The organism is Thauera sp. K11 (assembly GCF_002354895.1).
GTDB classification, from domain to species: Bacteria; Pseudomonadota; Gammaproteobacteria; order Burkholderiales; family Rhodocyclaceae; genus Thauera; species Thauera sinica.
In genome coordinates, this window is sequence record NZ_CP023439.1 from 4,164,723 (window position 1) to 4,176,782 (window position 12,060).

Genomic DNA, 12,060 nt, shown 5'->3' on the forward strand with positions numbered 1-12,060 from the left:
AGCCATGGAAGACATCAAGACCAATTTCCTCGAACGCCGCCGTCAGCCGTTTCTGATGGAAGGGTTTTATAAGACTTGGGAACGGGAAACTTTTGAGATTAGGCGGCCGATAACAGCTAGGGAGCTGGCAGATCCCAAATTATCGCCATTAGGCAGAAAGTACATGCTCGAGGGCCACGCCTCCGAAACCACCCATCTCCTTCATCTCCGCTACACAGCGGGCGAACCCATCGAAAAGCTCCGGAGCGATCTGGACGAGGTCGTAGCGGCATGGGAGGACTTCGCCAAGGTTCAAAGAGAGTTCAAGGGGGATGAGGAATGGTCGGCATTCCGCTTCAGCTATCGGACGGACTACAACGACATCGTCCAACTGGTCGGCGTGGCGATCCTGATGCGCCGGGAAGACCTGATTCCCCGTATCCACGAGCTTTGCCACATCTACCGGCGCGACGACTCGATCTATGACGCGCTGACGGAACCGTTTCTGCCCCCCGCCGAGGAAAGCGACAAATACACGTGGTTCCATGATGACCCGTATGCGTTGGTTGTCGACGTCCTGGACAGCGACGATCCCAACGAGCAAAGCGCCTTGATGAAGGAAGCGGTGGAGAGATGGTATGCCGCGAACGAAGGGCTGCCGTTCCACGGCACCCACAAGGACATCGACGACGAGGGGCACGGCGGGTATTTCGGCTACTGGTGCTTCGAACTGGCGGCGTTGTGCTACCTGAAGAACATCGACGACAGCCGCTTCCGGAATCACCTGACCTACCCGAAGGATCTGGTCGATTTTGCCCGAGCCTACCGCGCCGAGCCGGATCGGCAGCCGCCACCGACGTCCGGCGCAGCCACCTTTCAGGTTCTTTCGGCCCGCCCCGGTGAGCCCTGCCCGCGGGAAGGCGTGTGGTTCGCCGTCCACCTCCGCGGCAAGGAAATACGGATGCGGCAGGGCGAAACCATGCCCGGCCCGAAGATCGGCCCGTCCGGAGCCGTCACCTGGTATTTCAAGGGGCCGTGACGGACCGCGGGCCGTACTTTGCCGACAGGTCGGCGCAATTCAGGAAAGAAAGGTGCGACCAGTATGAATCAGCAGAAATCCAAAGCCCGGAAATAGAAGCCATGGAAGACATCAAGACCAATTTCCTCGAACGCCGCCGTCAGCCGTTTTTGACGGAAGGGTTTTATAAGACCTGGGTGCGGGAAACCTTTGAGATTAGGCGGCGGGTGACGGCTGAAGAACTGGCCGATCCTACATTGTCGCCATTAGGCAGAAAATACATGCTCGAAGGCCACGCCTCCGAGACCACCAACCTGCTGCACCTCCGCTACACGGCGGGCGAGCCGATCGAGAAACTCCGGGGCGATCTGGATGAAGTCGTCGAAGCGTGGGAAGCCTTTGCCAAAGCCGCGGGCGTCATCGGCACACAACCCGCGGGATCGATTTTCGGATTTGGTTATCGCTCAGAATACCTGCCTGCGGTGTTGCTGGTGGGTCTCACCATTCTGCTGCGACGCGAGGACTTGTTGCCTCGAATCGACGCTCTGTCTTTCAGCTTTCGAGGGGTTGACGCCGTTTATGAAGAACTGGTGTCCCCCTTTATTCCCGGTCGCGGTTTTGTAGACACGTGGTATCACGCCGAGCCATACACCGAGGCCCTCGACGCCATCGACAGCAACGATCCCAACGAGCAAAGCGCCTTGATGAAGGAAGCGGTGGAAAGATGGTACGCCTCAAATGAAGGAATGCCGTTCCACGGCACCCACAAGGACATCGACGACGAGGGGCATGGCGGGTACTTCGGCTACTGGTGCTTCGAACTGGCGGCGCTGTGCTACCTGAAGAACATCGACGACAGCCGTTTCCGGAATCACCTGACCTACCCGAAGGATCTGGTCGATTTTGCCCGAGCCTACCGGGCCGAGCCGGATCGGCAGCCGCCACCGGAACCCGGCGCAGCCACTTTTCAGGTTCTTTCGGCCCGCCCCGGTGAGCCCTGCCCGCGGGAAGGCGTGTGGTTCGCCGTCCACCTCCGCGGCAAGGAAATACGGATGCGGCAGGGCGAAACCATGCCCGGGCCGGAGATCGGCCCCTCCGGCGCCGTCACCTGGTATTTCAAGGGGCCGTGACGGGCCGCGGGCCGCGCTTTGCCGACAGGTCGGCGCAATTCAGGAAAGAAAGGTGCGACCAGTATGAATCAGCAGAAATCCAAAGCCCGGAAAGAGAAGCCATGGAAGACATCAAGACCAATTTCCTCGAGCGCCGCCGTCAGCCGTTCCTGACGGAAGGGTTCTATAAGACTTGGGAGCGGGAAACGTTTGAGATTGCAAGGCCGATAACGGCAAAAGAACTGGCAGACCCTAAATTGTCGCCATTAGGCAGGAAATGCATGCTCGAAGGCCACGCCTCCGAGACTACCAACCTGCTGCACCTCCGCTACACGGCGGGCGAGCCAATCGAGAAACTCCGGGGCGATCTGGATGAAGTCGTCGAAGCGTGGGAAGCCTTTGCCAAAGCCGCGGGAGTCATCGGCACACAACCCGCGGGATCGATTTTCGGATTCGGTTATCGTTCGGAATACCTGCCTGCGGTGTTGTTGGCGGGTCTCACCATTCTGCTTCGGCGCGAGGGCTTGCTGCCCCGGATCGACGCTCTGTGTTTCGGTTTTCATGGGGCCGACGCGATCTATGAGGAGTTGATCTCGCCCTTTATTCCTGGGCGAGGTTTCGTGAACGCCTGGTATCACGACGAGCCGTACACCGCGGCACTCAACGCGATTGACAGCACAGATCCCGCTGAGCAAAGCGCCTTGATGAAGGAAGCGGTGGAAAGATGGTACGCCGCAAACGAAGGGCTACCGTTCCACGGCACCCACAAGGACATCGACGACGAGGGGCACGGCGGGTATTTCGGCTACTGGTGCTTCGAACTGGCGGCGCTGTGCTACCTGAAGGACATCGACGACAGCCGCTTCCGGAATCACGTGACCTACCCGAAGGATCTGGTCGATTTTGCACGGACCTACCGGGCCGAGCCGGATCGGCAGCCGCCACCGGAACCCGGCGCAGCCGCCTTTCAGGTTCGGGAAGGCCGGTTCGACGCCGGAGGCAGCGCCACGCTCGAGGACGTTCCGATCGGCGCAGCGACGGTTTATTACGGCGAAACCAGCCAGACCGCCCCGCCGGCAACGCCGGAATCCGGCAAACCCTCCCTTGGTTTCAGGATTGCGGAAGATCTCGCGGAGATCGGCCTGTCCGTCCGCGACTCGGAACAAATCGATGCCTGCCCGGCGCAACTGACGGAGCGACACCATGCTGATCAAGTGGATCTGCAGGATTTTCCGGGCGATGTCGACCAGGCGGTGGCGCTAGGCACGCTGCCCTTTCTCGAGCAGGCCATCGACATCTACGACACGGCCTACGCTGCCTACGACCTGCATCACAGCCAGAACGGCTCGGCCGAGCAGCGGGAAGAAGCGTGCTTCAACATGGTGATGGCGGTGGTCGGCTGGATACCCGGGCCGGGAGACGGAATCAAGAAAACCCTGAAGACGGTCAACCGGGACCCGGAGCGCTACGCCCCGCTGCTGCTCGACGCGATGCGCCACACGCTCTACCAGGCCGGCCACAAGGTGAATCCTCAGGCGTTCCTGATGGAAAGCCTCGACGCGGGGTTCATCCGCTCCCTGATCGAAGGCGCCCGGACGGAGGTCGCGAACTCCGAGATATTCGGCCGCCGCCCGGCATCGGTACGGCAGGACATGTTGCAGGGCCTCGATCTGGCCATGGCGAACATTCCCATGATCGTCAGCGTCGTGGAACAGCGGGTGAAACGCTGGCTGGAACGGGTTCCGAAGAACTCGGCGGCGATCACCAAGCAGGCGACGGCCCAGCCGGGGAGCCATTCCGACGGCCTGAGCCGAAAGCCGGAGATGACGCTCTTTTACCACTATCCCGATCTCTGCCCGGTCAGCGGTGCGCCCTACCGGGTCGTGTTTGCCGACGGGCAGGTTCGGGAAGGGCTGCTCGATGCCGAAGGCAGCGCCACACTCAAGGACGTTCCAATCGGCATGGCGACGGTTTACTACGGCGAAACCAGCCAGACTGCCCGACCGGCAACCCCGGAATTCGGCCCCCCCGCCCTGGGCTTCATGATCGAGGAAGACCTCGCAGATCTCGGCATCGATGCCCGCGGCGGAGAACAGATCGATGCCTGCCTGGCGCAACTGACGGAGCGGCACCATGGGTGAGAATTTTCTTGAACGTCGACGTCAGCCATTTTTGACGGAGGGGTTCTATAAGATTTGGGAACGGGAAACGTTTGAGATTGCATTCCCGATGCGCAAGCAACGACTTGCTGACCCTGAACTGCCGATTGATATACGTAAATCCACATTAAGGGGCCAAGCATCTCAAATCAAGAATCTCCTTCATCTCCGCTATACAGCAGGCGAGCCCATAGAGAAGCTCCGGGACGATCTGGATGAAGTCGTAGAAGCGTGGGAAACCTTCGCCAAAGCCGCGGGCGTCATCGGCGCGAAACCCGAAGGATCGATTTTCGGATTTGGTTACCGCTCGGAATACCTGTCGGCAGTGCTATTGGTGGGGCTGACCATCCTGCTTCGGCGCGAGGATTTGTTACCTCGTATCGATGCGCTTTTCCTAGGGTTTCAAGGGGCGGACGCGATCTATGAGGAGTTGATCTCGCCCTTTATCCCTGGACGCGGTTTCGTGAACGCCTGGTATCACGACGAGCCGTACACCCCGGCCCTCGACGCCATCGACAGCGACGACCCCGCCGAACAGAGCACCTTGATGAAGGAGGCGGTGGAAAGATGGTATGCCTCCAATGAAGGTATGCCGTTCCACGACACCCACAAGGACATCGACGACGAGGGGCACGGCGGGTACTTCGGCTACTGGTGCTTCGAACTGGCGGCGCTGTGCTACCTGAAGGACATCGACGACGGCCGCTTCCGGAATCACGTGACCTACCCGAAGGATCTGGTCGATTTCGCGCGCGCCTACCAGGCCGAGCCGGATCGGCGGCCACCACCTGCATCCGGCGCAGCCGCCCTTCAGGTTCTTTCGGCCCGCCCCGGCGAGCCATGCCCGCAGGAGGGCATGTGGTACGCCATCCACCTCCGCGGCAAGGAAATACGGATGCGGCAGGGCGAAACCATGCCCGGGCCGGAGATCGGCCCCTCCGGGGCCGTCACCTGGTATTTCAAGGGTCTGTGACGTGCCGGACATCCCAACGAACTCAACACAGTTTACTGGAGGACATCATGAGCAGAACAGTCATCGTCGTCGGCGACATGACCACGCATGGCGGCAGGGTCATCAGCGGATCGCCCACGGACAGTCTGGACGGCAGAGCCATCGCCCGCCTGGGAGACCTGGTCGATTGTCCGCAACGCTATCCCGGCAGCAAGCCGCACGGCATCAACAAGATCATCGAAGGCGATCCGGACTGGACGCTGGATGGCATCCCTGTCGCCTTGTCAGGCCACAAGACGGAATGTGGCTGCGCCTTGATCGGCAGCCGTCCCGATAGCGTGGGGTGAGCGCGCAGGGAATGCGTGCTGAACAACGAACAACAAGCAAAGACAGGGTTGGAACATGGCTGACAGCGAAGTACCGATTCAATTCATCGAGGATGAAGAAAGCCCATCCGGGTCGCAGGCAAACCGGGCAACAACGCCTTCGACTGGTCCGGAAGGCAATCGCCCCGCAACCAGTAGCAACGAGAGGGCCACAGATGGTCGTGGCCGCTCTTCGGAGAAGCCGCTCCTCGATCCGGAACCGGACGTGGAAGAGAGACTGGGATACATCTTGTCAGCCCGGAATCCTCTGCTGCAGGCATCCATTCCGCTCCTGCGCATGCTGGCGGAAATGCCGGACAATTTGCCCGCCGACCATGAAGCGATGCCTGTCTTTCGGAAACTGCTCGAACAGGAAGTCATGACGTTCCAGAGCCTGTGCGACAAGGCCAGTCTGCGCCGCGAGCATGTGATCACCGCGCGCTATTGCCTGTGTACGGCCGTGGATGAAGCTGCCAGCAGCACGGCGTGGGGCGCTTCGGGCGTATGGGCGGAATACAGCCTCGCCCAGCGCTTTCACCAGGACGTGGAAGGCGGGCGCAAATTCTTTCTGCTGATCGGCCGATTGGCCGAGCAGCCGCAGGAACACATCGATCTGCTGGAGGTGATGTACCGCATCCTCTGCATGGGCTTCGAGGGGCAGTACGCCACCGAATCCGACGGTGCCCGCAAACTGGAAGCGGTGCGCCACCGCCTCTACACCATCCTCCATGCGGCCCAGGGGCCAGTCGATCCGGCGTTGTCGCCGAACTTGTGGGCCGAGGCGGACAAGCTGTTCAAGCCCTTGTACAGCATCCCGGTGTGGGTGACGGCCAGCGTGCTCGGATTGGTCGTGCTCGCGTTCTTTGCCTGGCACAAGTACTGGCTGGTGCAGGAGACCAACCGGGTGGTGGCCCAGATCGAGGCCATCGCCAAGATGGCGGTGCCGCCTGCATCGCCGCCCACAGCGCGCCTGCGGCTTGCCGAACTGCTCCGGGACGAGATCGCGGCGGGCAGGGTCACGGTCAAGGACGAGGCTTTCCGCAGCAGCGTGGTGTTCCGCGGCGACGACATGTTCCTGCCGGCGCAGGCGAGGGTATCGCCCAGGATCGTCGCCACCCTCGACCGTCTGGCGGCGGAGATCGCCAAGGTGCCGGGCAGGGTGGTCGTCACCGGCCATTCGGACGGCCAGCCGATCAAGACGCCGGAATTCCCTTCCAACCAAGTGCTGTCGGAAAAGCGGGCCACCGCCGTTGCCGCCCATCTGGCGGGCAAGGGCGTCGGCAAGGCGCGGCTGGAAACGCTGGGCAAAGGCGATACCGAACCGCTGGCGGACAACGCGACGCCTGCCGGCCGCGCCCGCAACCGCCGGGTGGAAGTGGTGGTGGCGCAGTGACGATCAGGAACGCGCGAGCATCGACGTGAGAAAAGACGATTTCGTCACTTCCACCCATTTCCTGGTCGCGTTCGGGTTGCCGGTGGCGGGCGGAAAGCGCGGCCCGCCGTCCGCCCCATGGGCACATCGCCAGGACTGGCCTACAATGCGGCTTCCCGTTTCACATCCGCCACTTACGCACCGATGAACGCCGCCCATCGCTCCCCGGCCTCTCCCCTCGCGCACTGCGCGGGTGGCCGTGCGCGCATGGGCCTTGCCGCGTCCGCGCTGCCCGGCATCACGCCAGAACTGGCATTCAGGGTAACAGGGTCTCCCGCCGTGCTTTCCACGGCCGTGCGGGGCCAGCACCGGGCCTGAGGGCCCCAAGCTCCCCGCACGGCACCTTGCCCAGGGCGCATCGGCGCCTTGTTCAACGTGCAGCCGGGAGCGTTCTTTGCATCTCATCGTTCCATTTCCGCCCGGCTGCGATCCAGCCGCCACGACGCACGTGGCGGCACGATTGCACGAGGGTCAAGTCCATGGATCTCACGAAAGACTTCGTCAAAACCAAGCGTCCGTGCACCGACGGATTCCGCTGGTTCGTCCGCCACTACCAGGATGGGAGCAACTACCAGGAACTGCTGGATGCGCTGGTGGCTGCCGGCCGTATCGGCGACGCATGCTGGCTGCTCGACCAGTTCGGCCCGTCCGACGGCGTGCGCGTGCTGGATGACGTCGATGCCGACGCCATCGTCTTCGCCGGCACCCTGGAAGTGCGCGGCAACATCGACGTCGCGGGCATCGTCCGTACAGGGCGCGACATCCGTGCCGGCGGCGGCGTGCGCGCCGGAGAAGCGCTGATCGCGGGGGGAGAGCTGCGCGTCGCCGGCGGCATCCGCGCCGGGGACAGGATCGAGGCGGGCGGCGACATCCGGGTCGGCTGGGGCATCGAGGCGAGCGGCGACGTACGCGGCGGCGGCGACCTGCGCGCGGGTGGGACGTGCATTGCGGCGGGGTGCTGGAGCTGGCGGGAAACGCCTTCGTCGGCGGCGACCTCCGCGCCGAAGGCGAGCTGCGCTGCGGCAAGGGCGTGCAGGCGGGGGGCGACGTGTGCGCCGCCGGCCTGCGCACCGGCCACGGCATCGTCGCCGGGCGCTCCATTTGCAGCGCCATGCACATCGAGGCCGGCTGGGGAGTCAAGGCGGGCGAGGCGATCGCGGCCGACGGCGCCATCCGCGCCGGCGAGAGCCTGGAGGCCGGCGGCGAGATCCGCGCGGGCGCGGGCTACGGCGTCTTCGCCGGGCTCGACGTGCATGTGCAGGCGTGGAAGGCCAGTGCGCGGGTCAGCGCCTGCCGCAAGCCCGCCGGGCTGATGAGCGGCTGGTGGGCCGGCCGGGCGACACCCTGATCCGCGCCGCCGTATTCCTCTTCCTTGTCGAGCCGCAGGCACGATGGGTCCCAAGAACGTCCGGGGCAGGTGTGGCGGCGGGGGATGCGTGGAACGGGCGGGGACTGTCCGAGCACCGAGCGCAGCGAGGGCGAGTTCTGTAGCCCGAGGAACGCATCCCCCGCCGCCACACCGGATTCGAAGCACTCCCGCGCCCCGCCCCGATGCACGAAAAACGGCGTGCCCGGCGAACCGGTACAATCCGCCTCCCGTTCCCGCCCCTGCCCGCCGATGCCCCCGCCGTCTCCGCTCCGCCGTCCCGAACTGCTCGCCCCCGCCGGCTCGCTCGACATGATGCGCACCGCCTTCGCCTACGGCGCGGACGCGGTCTATGCCGGCCAGCCGCGCTACTCGCTGCGCGTGCGCAACAACGGCTTCGGCCGCCTGGACGTGCTCGCCGCCGGCATCGAGGAGGCCCGCGCCGCCGGCAAGTCTTTCTACCTGGTGGCCAACATCTACCCGCACAACGCCAAGGTCCGTACCTTCGACGAGGACATGGCGCCCGTCATCGCGATGAAGCCCGACGCGCTGATCATGGCCGACCCCGGCCTCATCATGATGGTGCGCGAGCGCTGGCCGGACGTGGACATCCACCTGTCGGTGCAGGCCAACACGACGAACCATGCGTCGGTGCGCTTCTGGCAGTCGGTGGGGGTCAAGCGCATCATCCTGTCGCGCGAGCTGTCGCTGGACGAAGTCGCCGAGATCCGCGACGCCTGCCCGGACATGGAGCTGGAAGTGTTCGTGCATGGCGCGCTGTGCATCGCCTATTCCGGCCGCTGCCTGCTGTCGGGCTACTTCAACCACCGCGACCCCAACCAGGGCACCTGCACCAATTCGTGCCGCTGGGACTACAAGCTGCACGAGGCCGCCGAGAACGGCACCGGCGACGTGCAGACCTGCGGCGGCGCGCCGATCGGCAATCCGCGCGAGGCCGGCGCGGTGGGCACGGCCACGCGCGGCGGGCAGGATGCGGCCCTGGGGCGGGGGCTGGGCGGCGGCCCCCGCCACGTCGGCGGCAGCAAGGTGTGGCTGCTGGAGGAAGGCACCCGGCCCGGCGAACTGATGCCGATCGAGGAAGACGAGCACGGCACCTACATCCTGAATTCGCGCGATCTGCGCGCGATCGAGCATGTGCAGCGGCTGGTGGGAATCGGCGTGGATTCGCTGAAGATCGAGGGCCGCACGAAGAGTCCCTACTACGCCGCGCGCGCCAGCCAGAGCTATCGCCGCGCGATCGACGACGCGCTGGCCGGCCGGGCCTTCGACACCCGATTGCTGGGCGAACTGGAAGGGCTGGCGAGCCGCGGCTACACCGACGGTTTCTACCAGCGCCACCACACGCCGGAACACCAGAACTACCTGCGCGGCCATTCGGAATCGGGCCGCAGCCTGCTGGTGGGCGAGGTGGTGGGGTTCGATGCGGCGCGCGGGCTGGCCGAGGTGGAGGTGAAGAACCGCTTCGCGCAGGGCGACCGGCTGGAATTCGTGCTGCCGGGCGGCAACCGCGAGGCGGTGGCGGAGCGCATCGAGAATGCGGACGGCGAGGCGCTGGCGCTGGTGCCGGGCAGCGGGCGCCGGGTGTGGCTGCCGCTGCCGGACGGCGCGTCGCCGGGCGAGCCCTGCTATATCGCGCGTTTCATCTGATTCGGTCTGATACGTATCGGTGCCGAGGTTGCGCCGCGCGGGGTATTCGCTCCGCCGGCTGCGGAAGGAACATCCCCCTCGGCGCGGATCGGCACCCCTCGCATCCAGATACCGGGGATGTCCAAGCCCTCTTGCGCTATAATCCCGCGCTTGATTTTCTTGCAGAAACAGGATCTTCCGTGCTCGTCGCCGCCAACATCACGATGCAATTCGGGGCCAAGCCCCTCTTCGAAAACGTCTCCGTCAAGTTCGGCGACGGCAACCGCTATGGCCTCATCGGCGCCAACGGCGCCGGCAAGTCGACCTTCATGAAGATCCTGTGCGGCTTGCTCGAATCCTCCGCCGGCAACGTGTCGAAGGACCCGCACGAGCGCATGGCCTACCTGCGCCAGGACCAGTTCGCCTACGAAGACATGCGCGTGCTCGACGTGGTGATGATGGGCCACGAGGAAATGTGGACCTGCATGCAGGAGAAGGACGCGATCTACGCCAACCCCGAGGCCACCGAAGAAGACTACATGCACGCCGCCGAACTCGAAGGCAGGTTCGCCGAGTACGACGGCTACACCGCCGAGTCGCGCGCCGGCGAACTGCTGCTGGGCGTGGGCATCGGCACCGAGCTGCACGACGGGCCGATGAAGAACGTCGCCCCGGGCTGGAAGCTGCGCGTGCTGCTGTGCCAGGCGCTGTTCGCCAACCCCGAGATCCTGCTGCTGGACGAACCGACCAACAACCTCGACATCAACACCATCCGCTGGCTCGAGGACGTGCTCAACAACCGCGACTGCACGATGGTCATCATCTCGCACGACCGCCACTTCCTGAACCAGGTCTGTACCCACATGGCCGACCTGGACTTCGGCACGATCACGATCTACCCGGGCAACTACGACGACTACATGGAAGCGTCGACGTTGGCCCGCGAGCGCCAGTCCGCCGCCAACGCCCGCGCCAAGGAAAAGATCCAGGACCTGCAGGAATTCGTGCGCCGCTTCTCGGCCAACAAGTCCAAGGCCAAGCAGGCCACCAGCCGCCTGAAGCTGATCGAGAAGCTCAAGCCCGAGGACGTGAAGCCCTCCAGCCGCCAGTACCCGTGGATCCGCTTCGAGTACGACGAGAAGGACAAGCTGCACCGCCTCGCCTGCGAGGTGGACAACATCAGCTTCGGCTACGAAGGCATGGAAGGACCGCTGATCGACAGGTTCTCGATCGCCATCGAGGCCGGCGAGAGGGTCGCGATCATCGGCGAGAACGGCGTCGGCAAGACCACGCTGATGAAGCTGCTGGTCGGCGAACTCGCTCCGCAGAAGGGCCAGGTGAAGTGGGCCGAGAAGGCCAAGCCCGGCTACTACGCGCAGGACCACTCGGCCGAGTTCGCCAGCGACGCGAGCCTCACCGAGTGGATCGCCGACTACTCGCGCATCACCGCCGCGGCCACCGGCGAGGACAACGAGACGCTGATGCGCGGCACGCTGGGCCGCCTGCTGTTCTCCGGCGACGAGGTCAAGAAATCGGTCAGGGTGATCTCCGGCGGCGAACAGGGCCGCATGCTGTTCGGCAAGCTGATGCTGTCGCGCCCCAACGTGCTGCTGATGGACGAGCCGACCAACCACCTCGACATGGAATCGATCGAGTCGCTCAACAGCGGCCTCGACAAATTCACCGGCACGCTGATCTTCATCTCTCACGACCGCGAATTCGTCAGTTCGCTGGCGACCCGCATCATCGAGATCAAGCTCGACCGCAGGATCATCGACTACCGCGGCACCTACGAGGAATATCTCGCCAAGTACGTGTTCGGCGGCAGCGACGCCTGAGCGTTCCCCACGGCTGGAGACGCGGGAGCAGGAGCGCGGCAGCCGTGGGCATCTCCGGACAGGGGCGCCGGGAGAGCCGGTCAAGTGGCTGATATTCCACGAAGAACGCCCCAGCCGCCGGTTTGTGCAGCTTGACGCACGCATCCTCACCATGTATCTCTCAGTCATCAGACGCAACGCCTGAAAGGGTGCGAC

At 64.2% G+C, this 12,060-nt stretch carries 9 protein-coding genes and 1 pseudogene; all 10 read left to right on the forward strand.

Going from position 1 to position 12,060, the window contains the following annotated elements:
- The first annotated feature begins 4 nt into the window (after positions 1–4).
- Positions 5–1,018: a PoNe immunity protein domain-containing protein gene (locus CCZ27_RS18210; RefSeq protein WP_096450586.1), complete on the forward strand. Its 1,014-nt coding sequence runs from the start codon at positions 5–7 to the stop codon at positions 1,016–1,018.
- 101 nt (positions 1,019–1,119) lie between these two features.
- A complete protein-coding gene (locus CCZ27_RS18215) occupies positions 1,120–2,127 on the forward strand; it encodes a PoNe immunity protein domain-containing protein (protein ID WP_096450588.1) in 1,008 nt (335 codons plus the stop codon).
- A 101-nt stretch (positions 2,128–2,228) separates the two neighbouring features.
- Positions 2,229–4,247 (forward strand): PoNe immunity protein domain-containing protein, encoded by a 2,019-nt coding sequence (locus CCZ27_RS18220; RefSeq protein WP_096450590.1) that lies wholly within the window; start codon positions 2,229–2,231, stop codon positions 4,245–4,247.
- The gene (locus CCZ27_RS18225) at positions 4,240–5,238 is read left to right on the forward strand and encodes a PoNe immunity protein domain-containing protein (RefSeq protein WP_096450592.1); all 999 of its coding nucleotides are present in this window, start codon (positions 4,240–4,242) and stop codon (positions 5,236–5,238) included. The genes CCZ27_RS18220 and CCZ27_RS18225 overlap by 8 nt, the downstream gene beginning before the upstream one ends.
- Before the next feature lie 47 nt (positions 5,239–5,285).
- Positions 5,286–5,564, forward strand: a complete 279-nt coding sequence (locus tag CCZ27_RS18230; RefSeq protein WP_096450594.1) for a PAAR domain-containing protein — start codon at positions 5,286–5,288, stop codon at positions 5,562–5,564.
- A gap of 55 nt (positions 5,565–5,619) precedes the next feature.
- A complete protein-coding gene (tssL, locus tag CCZ27_RS18235) occupies positions 5,620–6,975 on the forward strand; it encodes a type VI secretion system protein TssL, long form (protein WP_096450596.1) in 1,356 nt (451 codons plus the stop codon).
- 518 nt (positions 6,976–7,493) lie between these two features.
- Positions 7,494–7,592: pseudogene (locus CCZ27_RS24835) on the forward strand (hypothetical protein); the annotation flags it as partial.
- 362 nt (positions 7,593–7,954) lie between these two features.
- Entirely contained in the window at positions 7,955–8,362 is a 408-nt protein-coding gene (locus tag CCZ27_RS24650) for a hypothetical protein (RefSeq protein WP_332460884.1), read from the forward strand.
- Positions 8,363–8,632: 270 nt separating this feature from the next.
- Positions 8,633–10,048, forward strand: coding sequence for a prephenate-dependent tRNA uridine(34) hydroxylase TrhP (gene trhP / locus CCZ27_RS18245; protein WP_096450598.1), 1,416 nt, complete (start codon positions 8,633–8,635; stop codon positions 10,046–10,048).
- 179 nt (positions 10,049–10,227) lie between these two features.
- Entirely contained in the window at positions 10,228–11,865 is a 1,638-nt protein-coding gene (locus tag CCZ27_RS18250; RefSeq protein WP_096450600.1) for an ABC-F family ATPase, read from the forward strand.
- The last annotated feature ends 195 nt before the right edge of the window (positions 11,866–12,060 follow it).